The sequence below is a fragment of the Shimia sp. genome (assembly GCF_039969785.1).
Classification (GTDB): domain Bacteria; phylum Pseudomonadota; class Alphaproteobacteria; order Rhodobacterales; family Rhodobacteraceae; genus Shimia.
In genome coordinates, this window is record NZ_JBDVNC010000001.1 from 1 (window position 1) to 17,381 (window position 17,381).

16 protein-coding genes and 2 pseudogenes are annotated in these 17,381 nt (G+C 53.8%); all 18 read right to left on the reverse strand.

The window, feature by feature from the left end:
• Nucleotides 1-84 (reverse strand): annotated as a pseudogene (locus tag ABJI08_RS00005) (IS6 family transposase); the annotation flags it as partial.
• A gap of 50 nt (nt 85-134) precedes the next feature.
• Nucleotides 135-437: pseudogene (locus ABJI08_RS00010) on the reverse strand (DDE-type integrase/transposase/recombinase); the annotation flags it as partial.
• 114 nt (nt 438-551) lie between these two features.
• Complete coding sequence (locus ABJI08_RS00015; protein ID WP_348399774.1) at nt 552-1,424, reverse strand: amidohydrolase family protein; 873 nt, start codon at nt 1,422-1,424, stop codon at nt 552-554.
• A 77-nt stretch (nt 1,425-1,501) separates the two neighbouring features.
• Nucleotides 1,502-2,269, reverse strand: coding sequence for an SDR family oxidoreductase (locus tag ABJI08_RS00020; protein ID WP_348399775.1), 768 nt, complete (start codon nt 2,267-2,269; stop codon nt 1,502-1,504).
• Between the two features lie 9 nt (nt 2,270-2,278).
• Entirely contained in the window at nt 2,279-4,285 is a 2,007-nt protein-coding gene (locus tag ABJI08_RS00025; RefSeq protein WP_348399776.1) for an acetoacetate--CoA ligase, read from the reverse strand.
• 51 nt (nt 4,286-4,336) lie between these two features.
• A complete protein-coding gene (locus ABJI08_RS00030) occupies nt 4,337-5,176 on the reverse strand; it encodes an HAD hydrolase-like protein (protein ID WP_348399777.1) in 840 nt (279 codons plus the stop codon).
• Between the two features lie 17 nt (nt 5,177-5,193).
• Complete coding sequence (locus ABJI08_RS00035; RefSeq protein WP_348399778.1) at nt 5,194-6,657, reverse strand: hypothetical protein; 1,464 nt, start codon at nt 6,655-6,657, stop codon at nt 5,194-5,196.
• 1 nt (nt 6,658) lies between these two features.
• Complete coding sequence (locus ABJI08_RS00040) at nt 6,659-8,035, reverse strand: acetyl-CoA carboxylase biotin carboxylase subunit (protein WP_348399779.1); 1,377 nt, start codon at nt 8,033-8,035, stop codon at nt 6,659-6,661.
• Nucleotides 8,036-8,038: 3 nt separating this feature from the next.
• Nucleotides 8,039-8,515 (reverse strand): biotin/lipoyl-containing protein, encoded by a 477-nt coding sequence (locus ABJI08_RS00045; RefSeq protein ID WP_348399780.1) that lies wholly within the window; start codon nt 8,513-8,515, stop codon nt 8,039-8,041.
• A gap of 130 nt (nt 8,516-8,645) precedes the next feature.
• Nucleotides 8,646-9,473 (reverse strand): helix-turn-helix domain-containing protein, encoded by an 828-nt coding sequence (locus ABJI08_RS00050; RefSeq protein ID WP_348399781.1) that lies wholly within the window; start codon nt 9,471-9,473, stop codon nt 8,646-8,648.
• Nucleotides 9,474-9,510: 37 nt separating this feature from the next.
• Nucleotides 9,511-10,530 carry a branched-chain amino acid ABC transporter permease gene (locus tag ABJI08_RS00055; RefSeq protein WP_348399782.1) on the reverse strand — a complete coding sequence of 340 codons (1,020 nt, stop codon included), beginning with the start codon at nt 10,528-10,530 and terminating at the stop codon, nt 9,511-9,513.
• Nucleotides 10,527-11,423, reverse strand: a complete 897-nt coding sequence (locus ABJI08_RS00060) for a branched-chain amino acid ABC transporter permease (RefSeq protein WP_348399783.1) — start codon at nt 11,421-11,423, stop codon at nt 10,527-10,529. The genes ABJI08_RS00055 and ABJI08_RS00060 overlap by 4 nt, the downstream gene beginning before the upstream one ends.
• Nucleotides 11,420-12,148: an ABC transporter ATP-binding protein gene (locus tag ABJI08_RS00065; RefSeq protein ID WP_348399784.1), complete on the reverse strand. Its 729-nt coding sequence runs from the start codon at nt 12,146-12,148 to the stop codon at nt 11,420-11,422. The genes ABJI08_RS00060 and ABJI08_RS00065 overlap by 4 nt, the downstream gene beginning before the upstream one ends.
• A complete protein-coding gene (locus tag ABJI08_RS00070) occupies nt 12,145-12,912 on the reverse strand; it encodes an ABC transporter ATP-binding protein (RefSeq protein WP_348399785.1) in 768 nt (255 codons plus the stop codon). The genes ABJI08_RS00065 and ABJI08_RS00070 overlap by 4 nt, the downstream gene beginning before the upstream one ends.
• Nucleotides 12,905-14,224, reverse strand: a complete 1,320-nt coding sequence (locus tag ABJI08_RS00075; protein WP_348399786.1) for an ABC transporter substrate-binding protein — start codon at nt 14,222-14,224, stop codon at nt 12,905-12,907. The genes ABJI08_RS00070 and ABJI08_RS00075 overlap by 8 nt, the downstream gene beginning before the upstream one ends.
• A 384-nt stretch (nt 14,225-14,608) precedes the next feature.
• Nucleotides 14,609-15,820, reverse strand: a complete 1,212-nt coding sequence (locus ABJI08_RS00080) for a Tm-1-like ATP-binding domain-containing protein (protein ID WP_348399787.1) — start codon at nt 15,818-15,820, stop codon at nt 14,609-14,611.
• Nucleotides 15,821-15,846: 26 nt separating this feature from the next.
• Complete coding sequence (locus ABJI08_RS00085; protein ID WP_348399788.1) at nt 15,847-16,596, reverse strand: glucose 1-dehydrogenase; 750 nt, start codon at nt 16,594-16,596, stop codon at nt 15,847-15,849.
• A gap of 274 nt (nt 16,597-16,870) precedes the next feature.
• A partial coding sequence (locus tag ABJI08_RS00090; protein WP_348399789.1) for an IS6 family transposase occupies nt 16,871-17,381 on the reverse strand: 511 nt, incomplete at its 5' end.

Genomic DNA, 17,381 nt, shown 5'->3' on the forward strand with positions numbered 1-17,381 from the left:
TGGAAACCGGACATACATCATCACCGCAAGACGGATGATCTCGGGGCTGGTTTTGAAATATCGGAAAGGGGAGCGCTTTGTCATGATCAAACGCTACAAAACCACCCTGCCCGTCTCAAGCCGGTTTTGTCTGACAACGCCAGCCAAAGGTAATGTCGTTCACCATTGATTTTCACGAAGACCTCGTCGAGGTGCCATCGCCAGTTCGATAAACACCGCATCCGGCTGACCCGTTTTCTGCGTATTTCATCAGCAAACATGGGGCCAAATCTGTTCCACCAAAACCGGATAGTTTCGTGGCTCACATCAATGCCCCTTTCGTGCAGAAGATCTTCTACGTTTCGTAATGAGAGCGGAAATCGGACGTAAAGCATCACCGCTAGGCGGATGACCTCAAGACTGGTATTGAAATAGCGAAAAGGAGAGAGTTTTGTCATCAAGCGAAGCTACGAAACCGCCCTGCCCTTCACAACCAAGTTTCCTCTGATATTGCCGCGGAAAAGGTTGGTAAAGCAAGTACCAGATTGAATGTGCCAACTTCTCCAAGTTTTCTACATCAGCCCCAAAAGGCGCGCGGCATTGTTCTTGGTGATATCCTCACGCAACTCGTCTTTGATGTCGATGTTCTCGAAAACCGCCAACCAACGTTCTGGGCTGATCATCGGCCAGTCAGAGCCGAACAACACCTTCTTGCGCAAAATCGAATTGCAGTAGCGCACTAGAATCGGCGGGAAGTATTTTGGCGACCACCCAGACAAGTCAATGTATACATTGGGCTTATGTTGAGCAACGGCCAGCGCTTCTTCCTGCCAAGGAAAAGACGGGTGAGCGAGGATAATTTTCATATCCGGGAAGTCGACCGCAACATCATCCATATACATCGGGTTCGAGTATTTCAAACGCATACCATTGCCGCCCGGCATGCCTGAGCCAACACCGGTTTGACCGGTATGAAACAGAGCGACGCACCCATGTTCGACCAGAACCTCATAGAACGGATATGCCATTCTGTCATTGGGATAAAAACCCTGCATCGTCGGATGGAATTTGAACCCTTTGATGCCATGATCCTCGATAAGACGACGCGCTTCACGCACGGCCATTTTTCCCTTCCATGGGTCAATCGAGGCAAACGGGATGAGCACATCATCATTTTGTTTGACCAGTTCGATGACCTCGTCGTTGGAATAACGGCGATACCCGGTTTCACGTTCGGCATCGACCGGGAAAATCACTGCAGCAATATTTTGCGCGCGGTAATGGGCCGCTGTTTCGGGAATTGTGGGCGGGCTTTTCCATGGGGCACCGAAGTAACTGGCCATGGTCTCCTGCAGGTCATCATAGCCATCGTCGCTGTGACATCCGCAGGGTTCTTCGGCGTGCGTGTGGATGTCGATCGCACGGATCTTTGAAATGTCTACCACCGGTTAGGTTCCTTTCACAGGGGTGACAACACCCCGTTTAATGCAAAAAAATCAAAGATGTACAGCCAGTGCAACGTTTACTTTGCCATGCACCCGCCATCAATCACAAGCGATGTGCCTGTAACAAAATCCGATGCACTCGAAGCCAAATAGAGAGCTGTGCCCTTAATCTCGGAAGCGGCCGCCACACGGTTCATCGGTGTGAAGCCCTGCGTTGCAGCCATGAACTCAGGCTCATCATAAGGGCCAAGCTCTGTGAGAAAAAACCCGGGGCAAATCGCATTTACCTGAATGTTGTGAGTGGCATATTGCAGCCCCAACTCACGGGTCAGATTAACGACCGCGCCTTTGGTGGCATTGTAAGCCGGAAGCGGGAACACGCTCGATGATCCGGCGAGACCCCACATTGAGGCTGTATTGATGATCTTGCCGGCACCCGTCTGCATCATCTGCCGCAGGGCCGCGCGGCTGGTGTTGAACACCCCGTTCAGATTGACATCCACAACCTTCTGCCAGTTGTCAGTCGAATACTCATGCAGCAGTCCAGGTTCGGGATCACCGATCCCGGCATTTGAAAACAGAATATCGACTGGACCAAGCTTTTCAGCACATTCTGCAAAAGCCTTATCAACTGCCATTTCGTCAGACACGTCTCCGACAATGCTGATGTTCTCAGTGGCCAACAACGTTGCTGTCTTAGCCAGACCGTCGGCATTGAGATCTAAGCAGGCGACTTTGGCACCGTTTTCAGCCATTGCGACGGCCATTTCACGTCCAAGGCCACTTCCCGCGCCAGTTACAAACGCCACTTTTCCTGCAACGCTGAAAATCTCCGAAATACTCATGTCCTGCTCCTATTCTACGGTCGTCAGAGTTCTGTTCCGCGCAAAATCCGCGAACCATTCGATGACGTCCGGATCTTTCATCGAACCTTTGCTCACAACTTGTTCCACCGTCGCGCCCATCAAGAGTTTGCGCACTGGAATTTCCATTTTCTTACCAGTCAGCGTGTTGGGAACGGCCGGAACTGCGACGATCTCGTCTGGCACGTGGCGGGGGCTACGCTCTTGACGCAACCGCGTCCGGATTTGCTTGATCAGTGCCTCGTCCAAATTGTGTCCCGGAGCCATTTCAACAAATAGTGGCATGTAGAAACCACCTGCCGGTTCCTCGATGCAAACCACAAGACTGTCGGTGATCTCTGTGAACGATTCCATCGTGCGATAAATCTCCGCAGAGCCGATCCGAACTCCAAACCGGTTCAGTGTGGCGTCCGATCTGCCGTAGACAAAGCAACTACCATCAGAGTTGAATTTGACCCGGTCACCATGCTTCCAAATCCCTGGGTAGTCATCGAAGTAAGATGATTGATATCGAGCGTTGCCTTGGTCCCCCCAGAAAAACAACGGCATGGACGGCATTGGGGCCCGCAGTACCAACTCGCCAATTTCATCTTTGATGATCTGACCGTCGGCATCATAAGCATGGACATCCACACCCAACGCAGGAGCCTGAATAACACCGGCTTGTACTGGCAGGATCGGTGCGCCGGCCAGAATGCCACTGCAAAACTCAGTACCGCCAGATTGGGAAGTGACCCAGACATTGTCTTTTACGTTTTTGTAAACCCAATCAAACGCTTCGGGAGTGGCTGGAGATCCGACCAGCATAACGCTTTGCAACCGATCAAATCCGAACGAGTTTTCGGGGACAATGCCCTTCTGCCGAACCATCTGTGTAAACGCCGGATTGGTGCCAAACACGGTCGCGCCTGTTTTGTCGGCCAGACTGAAGAGAAAGCACGCGTCTGGATAGGCTGGATGCCCATCATACAGCACCGCTTGTCCGTTCATGAGTGGCCCCCACATCAGGGTATTCCACATCATCCAGCCTGTGGTGGAATAGAAGAACAGACAGTCCCCCTCTTTGAGGTCAAAGTGAAAGGCGGCGGATTTGTAGTGTTCGACAACGATACCGTGATGACCATGCACAATAGGCTTGGGCAACCCTGTCGTGCCCGAAGAGAATAGGATCCACAAAGGATGATCTGAAAGCACCCTTGTATAGGTGAATTCGTTCGCAGGCACGTCCGGACCAGACAGCATGTCGGCCCATGGCATCACCGGACATGTAAACCCGGCGCTGATTTCGGTTTGCGGAAGATAGTCGAGCATGATCACGGCCTCGACCGACGGCAAGGCACCGACAATGCCCTCGATCTGAGTGGACCGGTCAAAATCCTTGCCAGCATAGCGATAACCGTTAACTGCGAAAACCAGTTTCGGTTCGATTTGACTGAAGCGATCAATTACCGTCTGAGCACCAAACTCGGGTGCCGCAGAAGACCAGACAGCCCCAACAGCGGTCGTCGCAAGCATCGCAACAACCGTTTCCGCAATGTTTGGCATATAGGCGACCACGCGATCTCCCGGCCCAATATCCATGTCGCGAAGCTTTGTAGCCACTCGTCGCACTTGCGAGCCCAACTCTCCCCAACTCATCTCGGAGAGGTCACGAATTTCTGAACAATGCTTCAAAACGGTGCGATTTGGGTCGCCGTTTCCCTCGTTGCGGAGGACATGCTCGGCATAGTTCAGGCGCGTTCCGGTGAACCATCGTGTTTCAGGCATCGGGTCGTCAGTTCGAACTTCGGCTATGTCTCCGTCCGCCTGCACTTCAAAATAATCCCAGACAGTTTTCCAAAACCCATTTGGGTCTTCGACCGACCAATCCCAAAGAGTTTCGTAACTGGCGAAATCCAGTCCTCTATCCGTTTTGAGCCAAGCGGTATACTTGGAGATGTTCGCGCGCTCGACCACTGATCGGGGTGCACGCCACAGAAATTGGCCTTCTTTCACCATAACTTGTCTCCTTCAAAATCGGTGCATTCAAGAATTTTTCTGGGAGATATCTCAGGCGTCTGCATGCGCTCTCCATTCGGCCACCGGCAAGTCTGCAAGCGACGAAATAACCCGGTGGGCCCGAAGGCCCTCTTCAGCAGCATTGAACGTCGCGGTATCGCTGACGCCGGTTGTCACCCCAACGGCATAAGCACCGGCTACACGGGCCATGGCGATCTCAAGGTCCGGGTCGTCTCCGACGACGGCAAACTCATTTTGGGCCAAGCCAGTCAACTTTGCCGACATCTCCATGCCCAGCGTCGAAGGCTTCCCCAAAACTGTCGGGCTTTGGCCGGTCACTTTCTCAACCATTGCCGAGATCGCGCCTGAGACCCCCAGCAAACGACCCTTGGATGACGCAAAGAATGGTGCCGCAGACCCAGTGAAAGGAATGGCCCCGGCCCACACGGCCTCGCACAGTGCCTCCAGCTCGGACAGGCCAAAATTGCGGGTCCAGCCGATCAGAATAGCTTCGACATTTTCGCGCCCGCTGACAGGATCGACCAAATCAAACCCGGCTTCCTCCATCGGCACCCGAGTTCCAGCATCACCCAAAACCATGACACGGTTGAAACCCTGTTCCTTTAGGTAGAGCGCCGCGACACTTGCTGGCGTTACGACATGTCCGGCATCAATCTCCAATCCGGCGTCTGCCAAGAGAGGGTAGTAATGCGCCGGCGGGAAAAAGGTCCCGTTAGTATAGGCCACTACTTGAATATTCGCCTTGCGACATGCGCTTAGCGCATCAACGGCCCCCGGCAGCGCAGTATAGGTGCCTTTGGTTTTGTCCATCATCGCGAGGGTACCGTCGATGTCAAATATGGCGCCTCGAATGGGCTTGGCATGTGTCATTGGTCGGTCCATTCACGTTAGGTTCTGAGCATTTCGAGTTTGAATCCCGGCTTGTTGATTTCGACAGAATGCAGGTCATCGCGGGCGGCCATTCGTGAGATCAGCGACTTCACTGGTTTGTGGGATGGGTCATAGGTGCGCCGTGCGTCACCTGTCGCTAGCATGGCGTCCACCTGATCCGCTGGCATCACAGCCCGCAGTAGAAATTCCTCGTCAGAAAGGTCCTTGCCCAGTTTTCTGCGCAACTCGTCAATCGAGGCCATGTGCGGCTCATCATCAAGCTCTTTGGCCCGTTTAGAGCTTCGAATGCGATCTTCGAGGTTCGCGTCCAGTGGCATCGTTGGCGCGCCAAAGCGCCCCAGTACATACCGCACCACTTCGTCCGGCAGCGTTTTATAACGTTCGCCGTTGATGACATTCAGGGCCGCAACTGTTGCAACCACCTGCGAAAACGGAGTGACCATGATTGGGTATCCCAGATCAGCGCGCACCTGCTCCGCCTCTTCCAAAACCTGTGGCAACAGATGCAGCCGTTTGGTTTCCGCCAATTGCCGTTTCAACGTGCCCATCATTCCCCCGGGCATTTGGTGGCGGAAATAACTGCGGTCAAACTCCTGCGGTTGCCCGGGAGGCAGACCTTCGCTAACGGCCAGCGCTGAAAAATAGTTGTCCATTTCGGCGAGAGCCGCATCGTCGATATCAACGCCGTGACCCATATCCCGCAAATTGCGTGCAACCATGTCCGCAGGTGGCTGCGATGTTCCATTGGCCAAGGCGCGCGTTGCAGTATGCAATGACTGGGCACCATGGGTTGCAGCTTCCAGATAAGAGAACTGGGCCAGCCCGATTGTACAATGTGAATGCACTTCAAGCGGCGTCTTCCCCATCACCATTTTCAGTGCTGGGATTAGTGTGGTTGCACGCTCGGGCGTCAGCAACCCGCCCGGATCCTTCAGGTAAATGCGGTCAAATTTGCCGGATTTGGCCAGTTTTGCGGTGCACGTAGCGAAATGGGCGTCGTCATGCATTGGACTCAAGGTAAAGGTCAGCGCTGCGACGTTCGTTTCGCCGCCCGCTTTGCGAGTGAGATCGGCCATCGTCAGCATGGCATCAATGCTGTTCATTGGGTCCATGATCGCAAAGCGGCGTATGCCAGCATTTACCAGCAACTGGAACGCAAGGGACATTACCTCGTGGCTGGCAGCTTCCCAGGAAATGAAGCGCATGCCTGTGGTCAGAAAGCTAAGTGGTGTATTTGGTGTCGTTTCGCGCATCAACCTGATGCGTTCCCAAGGATTTTCCTGTTTGAACCGAACGGCAACGGCCATGTGGGTTGATGTCGTGAAATCAATGGCCCCAAAACCAACACGGTCCATGACCGGGGCAATTTGCAACATCATGCCAGTATCCAGCCCCGTCGCGCCCCACAGACTTTGGTTACCGTCGCGTACGCTGGTGTCGATCAATTCAATCGAAGACATATCAGCCCCCTATTCCGGTCATTGTGTTTGCCGGGACTTTTTCCAGCAATTGGCCAAGGTAATTCGTGTCGACGCCGCCTTTGATAAAATCGTCGTCATCTAGAATGACCCGGTGCAGCGGGATGTTGGTTTTGACCCCATCGAGAACACAGATCGACAGAATGTCCCGCATGCGCTGCAAGGCGATATCCCGGGTCTCACCCCAGGTAATGACTTTTGCGATCATACTGTCGTAATGCGGCGAGATCATCGCGCCGGACTGAATATGGGTATCAACCCGCAATCCCGTAGCAGAAGGAAACCAGACATCGCCAACCTGCCCCGGTGAGGGACGGAAATCAGCGGAAATGTCCTCAGCGTTGACCCGGCATTCGAACGAATGGCCTTTCAGTTGAATATCGCTTTGTGTCAGCGTCAGTGGCTGCCCTTCGGCAATAGCTATCTGAGCGGCAACAAGGTCCATGCCTGAAATCGCCTCGGTCACAGGGTGCTCCACCTGAATGCGGGCGTTCATTTCGAGGAAGTAAAACTCGTCACGCTCGCAATCGACTAGAAACTCTACTGTGCCGAGGCTGCGATACCCGATGTGCCGCGAAAATCTCAAAGCAGCTTCCAGAATGTCGTCACGCATTTTCGTTGGTAGACACGGGGCTGGCGCTTCTTCGACCACCTTCTGATAGCGACGCTGGACTGAACAATCTCGCTCACCCACATGCAGGATAGTTTTGCCATCACTGAGGATCTGCACTTCGACGTGACGACCCACCGTCACCAGTCGCTCCATGTAGACCCGGCCATCACCGAAAGCAGCCGTTGCCTCGGACACAGCTAGGTCGTACATCGACTCAATGCCCTCAACACGGTCGACTCGCTTCATTCCGCGCCCACCACCGCCGGATACTGCCTTGATTAACAAGGGAAAACCTATCTCCGACGCCAGGGCTGCGGCTTGTTGAGGCGTCGAAACATTGCCACCCGGCACGAGAGGCACCTTGGCATCAATCGCATGTTGGCGCGCCGTTAATTTGTCGCCAACCGCTTCTATTTGCACCGCATCTGGCCCGATAAAAATTATGTCGTTTTCATCGCATGCCGCTGCCAGGGCCTGGTTTTCGGACAGGAACCCATACCCTGGGTGAATGGCATCACATTGCGTTCCCAATGCGGCCTCGATGATCGTGCCAACCTTGAGGTAGCTGTCCGTCGACCGCGAAGGCCCTATACACACCGAACGTGTGGCCAATCGCGCGCCCAGTCCATCGCGATCCGCCTCAGAAACGGCCAAGACAGTCTCTATTCCCAATGCCCGGCATGTTCGGATGACGCGGACGGCAATTTCGCCGCGATTGGCGATTAAAATGCGCTTTATTGCAGGCATGGCTTAGTCCTGCCGCACACGGATCAAGACTTGACCGTGCTCCACAAGCTCGCCATCAGGCGCCGTAATCTCTGCAACTATGCCGCTCACGCCTGCTTCCACTGACGTCATCAACTTCATGACCTCAATGATCCCGATAACGGTATCTGGTGATATGACTGTCCCCACAGACACAAATGGATCCGCACCAGGTTTTGAGGCGTGATAGAAGGTGCCAAGCATTTGCGACGGGACGTCTGTCAAACCTTGGGCCGGACTTGCGGCGGGTGCGGTTGCGGACTGCTCTGACGTCACCATGGGCGCTGTGGGCACAGGCGTCGCAACGGTCGGACGGGGAGAACCCTGAACCGGTGCACCTGCCCCGCTGCGCCTGAGCGACAGCTTCAAATCACCCATTTCCAGACTTAACTGATCGAAAGATGAGCCCTCGACCAACGCCATAATGTCTTCAATGTCTGAATGGGTCAGCTTATCACTCATGGTCATCCTCGCTCGAATTTGCTGTGCGTTGGACACCACTTTTACGTGCCCGATAAGGATCGGACGGGTGCCTGTCAGATGTCATTATGAAGAACCAGAGCCCTTGGACAATTGTCCATCGGTCGCCGTGTCACCAAGTGAAATTTAGTTTTTCTTTCTGCAAAGCGGCTGCAATATCCTCAACCGCCGAACGCAATGCGGGCAGACAAAGCTCTACTGCTTTTTCACGGGTCATTGCGCGCATCGTCCATGTCATATTGACCACGCCGGGAACATGCGGACTGATGCGGATTGGCATCGCGATCGAGTCTCTCTCGTCATCCACCGCTTGTCGGGATTCATCAAAATGCCCGCCAAAATCAGGATCGCGCGCGCCATAGGTATTTTCGCGGGTGCGTTCGATCATTTTTTGTATACGCGCGTCGTTCTGGGCGATCAGATCACCTTTGTGACTGCTAAGTTTCAGGCGATTCAAAATGGCCAGTCGATTTTCGCTGTCGCAATGTGCGATATATGCCCGCCCCGAGGCAGACCTCAGAAAATTGATACGAAACCCGATGGGTCCAAGTGGTATGTCGGGGAAGTAGGATTTTGGAGCGTTTGTCTCAATAACTTCCATATGCGTCAATCGGGGAACCGCGAGCACCGAAGGCCAACGTACCTTGTCGCTTAGTTCGTTCAGAATCGGAGATGACACCTCGATGAGCTCATGTTCGCGGTTCATCAGACTGGCACGATCATGCAGAGAATAGCTGGCAAGATAGGCGCCATCGACAATTCGTTGCCATATAACGCCTTCTTCCATAAGGGTTTTAAGTATGCGCAGGATGGAAGCCTTGGGAAATCCGCTGACGCGATGCAAGTCACTTAGGCTCATTGCACCGGCGTTTTGAATGTGTTGCAGAATTTCGAGACCGCGCGCCAGAGAGCGAATGGATTTGACTTGAAGCCCAGCCATGTCGAACTTTTCCCTTACTTACCCGGTCTCCGGTCACTTAGTCGTCAGTTTGGGTCGAATTGGGTTCCCGGGTCAACGTCAGACGTCGCCCAATCGGCAAAAGATGCAAGTCCCATTTCTGAACAACCGCGCCCCAGACACCTTGGGGAAAACCAAGCGAAAACACGATTGCTGCACCGCCCAGCCCGATAAGATACCAAACCCCGAAAGCTGCAAAGAATGTCTCGATCACAAAGAAAATGATCGCCCCAAGGACGGCGCCTTCGAATGTGCCGATGCCACCAACCAGAACCATAAAAATCATATAGGCGGTCCATTGCACGCCAAAGTAAGATTTCGGCTGAAAGCTGATGTTGGCCCCGAGCCAAAGCGCACCGGCAATGGCCGCACCAAATGCCGAGAAGACAAAAATTAACCGTTTGCTTTTCAGAACCTCGACGCCCAACGACCCGGCGGCCTCGTCATCATCGCGAATGGCCTGCAAAGCTGCGCCATATCGACTGCGCAACAGCCAGAAAAGGAGGCCCAGAACCACCGCCGCTGACCCCAGCGCAAACAAGAACAGGATTTGCCTGCGGAGTTCCGGGTCATAACTGTTGAAAGCAATAAGTGATGTACCGGTTTCACCCTGAATCAATGGATCGAGATTGACCAACAGATGACAGGTCGACGCCAGAACCCACATGCCGATAGCAAACTCACCATCTTTCAGGCGCAGCATCACAAAACTCATGGGCCAAGACAACGCAGCAACAACAACCGATGACAAGCCGAGTGCAACAAACACCGGTATACCACCGTCAGAAAGGCGGATTGCAAAATAGGCCCCGAGGCCAAAGAATGCCTGTTGTCCAACAGACATAAGACCAGCAAAACCCGCAAGCGCATTCCAGGTTGCCGCCAGCAGAATGTAGACAAACAAAACAACACCGCGAGACATCAGATTGTCATCGCCGCTCAGCGGCACCAAACAAAGCGCCAACAGGATCAGGGCACAAGCCCAAACGCTGATACGTGATGACGTGGTCCATCGGTCAATACGATAAGTCGGAGTCATGACATCGCCCTCTGTTTATATGAAATCAGCTTGCGCCAGTTCAGATTTCCACGCATCAGTCTGATGAATAGCGCCGCGAAAAAGACGAGATTTCCGCCGATCAGGAAGCCTTGTGGCGCGATCTGTGCGCCGAGAGTTTGTGCAAGTCCAAGGATCACGCCACCGATCAAAGTGCCCCAAACCCGGTGTGTGCCGCCAATAATGGTTGCCTGAAAAGCAAACAGCAACAAAGCACCACCGGCATATGGAGTAAAACTGGCCCGCATCCCCAAAGCTGCCCCGGCAATGCCGATGGTGACAAAAGCAATGGCCGCCGAAATCATTCGAATGCGCCGCGCATCCAGCCCGATTAGGCCTGCTGTATCGCTGTCTTGTGCCGTGGCTCGAATTGCGCGCCCAACGGGAGCGTAAGTCAACAGCAGTTGAAGCCCACCAAGCACAATCACAGCAGCAAAAAACGTGTAGACCGAGAGTTTTCCGACGTACAAACCGCCTCCGAAATCCCATGACGCCCAAGACAAGTCGCCGATATGGTTGGCAAGGGTCTTGGTGTTGGCGCCAAATTGCTGGAACAGCAAATTGTCGATCACCACGGACAAGCCAAAAGTCGCCAAAACCGCCAGTAACGGCCCGCCCCGATTAGAGGGCTCAAACACTGTACGCTCAACGATTACGCCAATGATGGCCATGATTGGCAGTATCAGTGCTAACCCCAGAAACGGTGATATTCCGGTCAGGTTTGACAGCACAAGCAGCATGTAAGCCGCCACAACCGCGAAAGCACCATGAGCCAGGTTGATGATGCCCATGACACTATAAAGAAAAGCCAATCCTGCTGCCAGGATCGCATAGTATCCGCCCAGCAGAACGCCCTGTAAAAGAAGGCCCATCATGTTTCCGCTCCTTCTACTGCATTCGGTTTTAGCCCAAAGTATGCCTCAATAATCTGATCTCGTGTCAGGTCTTTGGTGGCCCCTTCCAGAACGATGCGACCTTCCAGCATACAGATAATGCGATCAGAAACCTTCATCACCCGACCAAGGTCCTGTTCGACCAGAACAACTGTGGTTTCGGTCTCTCTGAGCTGTGGCAGGATCGAGTAAACCCGATCAACAATAGCAGGAGAAAGGCCAAGCGACACTTCGTCGAGCAACACCAATTCAGGATTAGCGACAAGCGCTCGACCAATAGCCGTTGCCTGCTGCTCGCCTCCGGACAATGTGTCGGCGTTTGCGTGACGGCGTTTGACCAGATTGTCAAAAACCTCGAAGATTTTCTCTACCGTCCAATAGCCAATTCGCCCAATCTGGGCACCAACGGTCAGGTTTTCCTGCACTGTCAATTTTGGGAACAAGCGACGGCCTTCAGGGACAAGACATAACCCCAGCCCAACCCGTTTGTGCGCCGGTAGATCGCCCAGAGTCTGCCCCATAAAAGTAATGCTGCCCTGGCTTGCCCGATGGCTTCCAGCAATGGCGCGCATCAACGTGGATTTGCCCGCACCATTGGCGCCAACAATGGCCAGAACTTCCCCGGCCTGAACGTTCAGGTTAATACCACGAACGGCTTTGAGAAGGCCGTGGCAAACTTCGAGATCACGAATTTCCAGCTTATTCATTCTACCCCATGCCCCATGTAAGCCTCGACAACGACCGGATCGGTCATCACCGCGTCCGGAAATCCATCTGCAATCACTTTGCCCGCATCCATGCAAATCAAGCGTTCAGCAACTTGCACCAAGACGTGGACAATATGTTCGATCCAGATGATGGCAGTACCGTGCGACCGAACCTTACGAATGATGTCGACAAGCTCATCGGCTTCCGCATCGGTAAGACCGCCACCAACTTCGTCCAGCAAGAGAACGGTGGGTTGTGTGGCAACCGCGCGGGCAACTTCCAGACGTTTACGGTCCAAGAGGCCCAAGGTTTCGGCACGCCGGTTGGCCAAAGGCAACATTCCGCACAAATCCAGCGCGGCCACCGTATGGTCATATGCCTCATCATTGGAAAACTTGCCGCCAAACGATGCGCCGATAAAGACATTTTCAAACGTCGACAGGCCGCTGAATGGCTTGGGCACCTGATGAGTACGCACAAGCCCAGCGCGGCACATTCCCGGCGCGTCAACTGTTGTCACATCCTGATCCCGAAACCAAACGCTGCCGGTTGAGGGTTTGTAGGCCCCTGAAAGCGAAGCCAGAAGCGTCGACTTACCGGCACCATTTGGCCCGACGATCCCAATTGCTTCGGCCTCAGCTACGTCCAGATCGACGTCACTCAGCGCTGCTAGCGCACCAAATGACTTGCCCAGATTTCGGACGCTTAAGATAGGAGAGGCAGCATTGCTGCCCGCTCCTGTTTTTGTGGCAAGATCAGCCATTGTAGGCGATCAACCCGGCCTGAATTGGCAGGTTTTCGTCGGTCGCATTTTCGGTCACGACATAGTCGAGCGGGTAGTCACCGCCAGACGCTTCAACCCATTGGGTACCGAACAGTGGACCATGGGCCACGTTTGGAACCGGACCAGAAGTGAAATCGACAGGCCCCCCAATACTCTCGGTTTTCAAACCCGCAATCGCTGCCGAAACCGTGTTGCGGTCCTTGGGTGCGCCACTGGCGACTAGTGCGGCAATGCCCACGTCAAACAATGACAGGCTGGCGCCAATCGCCTGAATCCATTGCCGACCAGTCGCGGCCTCGTATCCGGCGGCCAGCTGCTCAGCTGACGTGCCAGTCAGTGGTGAAGAATAGGGCATCACGCGGTGCCAGTATGCAGCGCTGGACAGGTTCGGGCCAAGCGAGCCCATGCTTTCGATATCCGATGGGAACAGGCCCATTTTGGCGATCTGGGCAATCTTGACAGTGCGGGTATACCCCTGCTGTGCCGCCTGGCGCCAGAACGTCGCAAAATCGGGTGGCAACGCAAATGAGTTGAAAATTTCGCATTGCTCGGCTTTGAACATCGCGATCTGGGTCGAGTAATCAGTTGTAAAGTTCTCATACGCGCCCGGATCGACAATCGTATACCCGGCCTCTTCAAGTTGTGGTACCAGAACCCCACGAATGGCATTGCCGTCCGCGTCGTTTGGAAGAAGTACCCCAACTTTTTTGTTTGTTTCCATCAAGTCCCACTGCGATGTGTAGCACTGCTTCAATTCACCAACACCAAATCCAAAGTGGAACGTGTGTTTGAATGGCGATGGCTCACCCGGCTTTGCGCCACGTCCAAAGTACCAGGCTTCCCACGGCATCACAGTCGAAATGCACGGCACGCCAGAAGCTTCGCATGCATCCGAAACCGGGTTGATAGTTTCAGGGGTACTGGAGGCCAAAATAAGGTCAACACCATCATCATTAATAAGATTGTTGGCCAGCTGCGCGGCACGCGATGGATCTGACTGTGTATCCCGATCCAAAATTTCGACCGAGTAAGATGTTCCGCCAATTTCAAGACCACTTTCCAGCGCTTTGCGGGCTTGCTCCAGAACATATGCGTCCCCTTCACCAAACCCGGCCAGAGGGCCAGAGCGAGGCGAAATGAAACCAACTTTGAGAACGGTTCCCGATTGTGCGGATGCTGTTCGAACCCCTAGAGCAAGCGTTGATCCCAGCGTCGCTGCACCCGCCAGAAACGTTCGGCGCGGCAAGTGGAAATTTGCAGCTCCTTTAGGTGCCTTTGATGAAAAACTCATGGTTTCCTCCCAATGATGTAGCGCGAAAGCGCCCCTTTTTCGGCTCGCAAAGAGCAGATCGAATAGGCAAAGTTAATCGGTTGCCGCCAGAGGCGACTTCAGGTCTTGCCAATGTTTTCTTTGACCCTCGAACCTGTCGTTACACTGCGCGGCTATTGTCGAAGTCGCCTCTCAGACAACACAGTATTCGCGCGAATGATGGGTAGAAGTATCGGGAAAATCACGCGATGGATAAGTCGCAAAAGGCGAGGTTTTCACTGTGTGAAACACCGAACAATCCGACCACCTTTTCCTTTCGTCGAAATCACCGACACCGTTCGCCTCCTGTCAAGAAAGCCGTACTTTCAACGGTGATCGCTCTGCGATTTCAACGGCCTTGCCGACCTAATTTTTTTGTATCGCGGCTCTGACAGCGGCCACCATGGCATCCGCAAACACCTGATCGTTGATATGAGCATCAACGGCTGTGACAGCCACGTTGGACGGCATCACTGCTTTGCATTTTTCAGCGAATAACGGTGGCAAGCTGGGTTCGTAAAGGTTCCCGACGGTACTGTCATGATCTGAGAAGCCGCCAAGCGGGATAAAGAAACTCACCGGCTCGTCAGTTTCTTTCATCATGCCCGCCAGATGATCTGCCAGAATATCCAGATCGGCCTCAGTCGTGCGCACGGCAGTCAGCGCGATATTGTGTATGTGATAGCGCCGTCCGTCAAACGGTGCATCACCGGTCGCCAGCTGGGTTGGCATAACGTAGAAATCGACGTTTCCGGGGGCAAAAATCGTTGGAATACCTCGTTTCAGGCCCGTGGTCCCTCGCTCAGGCCCGACGGCGCAAATGCCATCATGCAAAAAGTCGTTTATCTCGACCAGCGACATGTCGACGATCGCGGCGACATCCCGTTCGGCCGCCAGTGCCTCCAGTGTACGGCCACCATTGCCGGTGGAATGAAAGACCATGACTTCACAACCGTCAGCTTCGAGCGCTTCACGCACGCTTCGCATTGTGGTTTCGGTTGTTCCAAGCGTGCTCATCAGGACAAGAGGTTTTTCGCTTTCGCCAACCGGTTTGAGGTTTTTCGCCATCCCCGCCACGCCGTAAGCGCCACTGCGGAAAATTTCGTGCGAGATGCTGTTCAACCCGGAAATATCGCAGACCGAGTTCATCATGGTGATGTCTTTGACCCCCACGAACCCTTCCGTCATTCCTGACGCCAAGGTGGAAATCATCACTTTAGGAATACCATAAGGAAGCGCCTGCATAACTTGCGTGCTGAGCGTCGTTCCCATCGAGCCGCCGATTGACAGAACACCCTGCAACCCGTGTTTGGCATGGACTTCAAGCGCCAGTTTGACCGCCCCCTCAATCATGACGCCCTGAATTTTTCCTTCATGGCCAATTGCCCGGATATCTTCCAGCGTTGTCCCTGTTGCGGCCGCCACATCTTTGGGAGAAATCTCGGCGCCCCCGATGGTTTTCCGCACACTCGGGTCAAGATGAATCACGTTGCACCCTGCATCCTCTAAGCAGTCCCGCAAGAACGCGGCTTCTTCTTGTTTGGTGTCCTGGGTTACAATCAAAAGAATATTTGTCATGGTTGTTTCCTTTGTCCTGTCGGGCGCTAGTGCGCAGTTTGTCCGCCATCAACGACAACCACTGAACCGTTGGTGAAGCTTGCAGCATCCGAGCACAAATGAAGCACCGTGCCGGCAATCTCTTCGGGTTGGCCCGCGCGTCCGATAACGTTGTGCGCATACATGGCTGCGGTGAATTCCGGATCAGCCAGCCATTGGCTGGTCATCGGTGTGTTTATCAAGCCGGGTGCAATCGCATTTACCCGAATACCTTGCTGAGCATACTCAACTGCGGCAGCCCGGCTCAGCCCGACGACCGCATGTTTGGCCGCGACATAAGCAGACATGTAAGGATCGGCGATAACTCCGGCCACAGACGCCGTGTTGACGATCGCGCCGCCACCAGAAGTGAGAAAGTGCCGAATCTGGGCCTGCATGCAATGAAACACGCCCTTGAGATCAACCTCAATAATCTGATTGAGAGCCTCCGTTTCTACTTCGTGAAACGGAACCGGCGCAGGAAGTATCCCGGCGTTGTTAAACGCGGCATCCAACCGGCCAAATGTTTTTAATGCAGCCTCAACCAAGCCCGTTGTCTGTGCCGCGTCCGTCACATCACATGACACGAACTGGGCCTGCCCGCCATCTGCCTGAATTGCGGTGGCGGTGTCCTTCGCCCGGACATCAACATCACCGATGGTCACGGATGCACCTGCTTTGGCAAAGGCAATAGCTGCTGCGCGACCAATGCCGGTAGAGGCGCCGGTCACGACAACGGATTTATCTTTGAATTGCATATCAGTTCTCTTTCGAAATGCCTGAAATCAGACTGTGGGCGTATATCACTTCACATCAACCATCTTCTGCAAAGCCACCTGCGCGATAGGATAAACCTGACTGAGTTTCACTGTGTGAACGGCATTGACACATTAACTCGACGACCGGTGGTGGACTTGCTGCGCAAAAATTCCGGTCTCTCAGCTCGTGTTAGGCGGCCTTTCGTTCGAATGGCAAGGGGGGTGGTGTCAGACAAATTCGAACCAGTCTCTACTAGGCCAGCATGACTGTCCCTTATGCCGCGCAAAGACCACGCCACTCAGCGAGAGCAGTGGTGCGGTTAAGCTTGAAATGGCATCTTCGGGAAACGCTGCGCTCCTGATTGAAGTGGTTGAAAACGGATGCATGGACGGAGACAAATTTCTGCAAACTTCGCATCTGGCGAAAGCGGTGCATGGCCCTCTCTCGCCTTCGAAAAGGTAAGTGAGAATTCTCAGCACGATTGTTCTTCCAGCGACCTGTTTCCTGTTTCATTGCATTTCCGATGACCTTCATCGCAGCGCCATATGAACGCAATTTGTCAGTGACGACGACCTCCGGTTGGCCGTACCGTTTCATTGCTTTCTTCAAGAAATTTAGGGCTGCAGCGCGGTCTCGTCGTTTCATGACATAGCTTTCCAGCACCTCACCTTCGTGATCAACCGCCCGCCAAAGGTAATGCTGGACACCATTGATTTTCACAAAAACCTCGTCCAGGTGCCATCGCCAGTTTGAATAAGAACGGAGTTGCTGAACCCGCCGTTTG

Bases quoted from the DNA above. Each gene is read 5' to 3' on its own strand.
- ABJI08_RS00040 (WP_348399779.1), bottom strand. From the start codon at position 8,035: ATGCCTGCAATAAAGCGCATTTTAATCGCCAATCGCGGCGAAATTGCC.
- ABJI08_RS00020 (WP_348399775.1), bottom strand. From the start codon at position 2,269: ATGAGTATTTCGGAGATTTTCAGCGTTGCAGGAAAAGTGGCGTTTGTA.
- ABJI08_RS00030 (WP_348399777.1), bottom strand. From the start codon at position 5,176: ATGACACATGCCAAGCCCATTCGAGGCGCCATATTTGACATCGACGGT.
- ABJI08_RS00075 (WP_348399786.1), bottom strand. From the start codon at position 14,224: ATGAGTTTTTCATCAAAGGCACCTAAAGGAGCTGCAAATTTCCACTTG.
- ABJI08_RS00060 (WP_348399783.1), bottom strand. From the start codon at position 11,423: ATGATGGGCCTTCTTTTACAGGGCGTTCTGCTGGGCGGATACTATGCG.
- ABJI08_RS00080 (WP_348399787.1), bottom strand. From the start codon at position 15,820: ATGACAAATATTCTTTTGATTGTAACCCAGGACACCAAACAAGAAGAA.
- ABJI08_RS00055 (WP_348399782.1), bottom strand. From the start codon at position 10,530: ATGACTCCGACTTATCGTATTGACCGATGGACCACGTCATCACGTATC.
- ABJI08_RS00065 (WP_348399784.1), bottom strand. From the start codon at position 12,148: ATGAATAAGCTGGAAATTCGTGATCTCGAAGTTTGCCACGGCCTTCTC.
- ABJI08_RS00035 (WP_348399778.1), bottom strand. From the start codon at position 6,657: ATGTCTTCGATTGAATTGATCGACACCAGCGTACGCGACGGTAACCAA.
- ABJI08_RS00070 (WP_348399785.1), bottom strand. From the start codon at position 12,912: ATGGCTGATCTTGCCACAAAAACAGGAGCGGGCAGCAATGCTGCCTCT.
- ABJI08_RS00085 (WP_348399788.1), bottom strand. From the start codon at position 16,596: ATGCAATTCAAAGATAAATCCGTTGTCGTGACCGGCGCCTCTACCGGC.
- ABJI08_RS00025 (WP_348399776.1), bottom strand. From the start codon at position 4,285: ATGGTGAAAGAAGGCCAATTTCTGTGGCGTGCACCCCGATCAGTGGTC.
- ABJI08_RS00045 (WP_348399780.1), bottom strand. From the start codon at position 8,515: ATGAGTGATAAGCTGACCCATTCAGACATTGAAGACATTATGGCGTTG.
- ABJI08_RS00050 (WP_348399781.1), bottom strand. From the start codon at position 9,473: ATGGCTGGGCTTCAAGTCAAATCCATTCGCTCTCTGGCGCGCGGTCTC.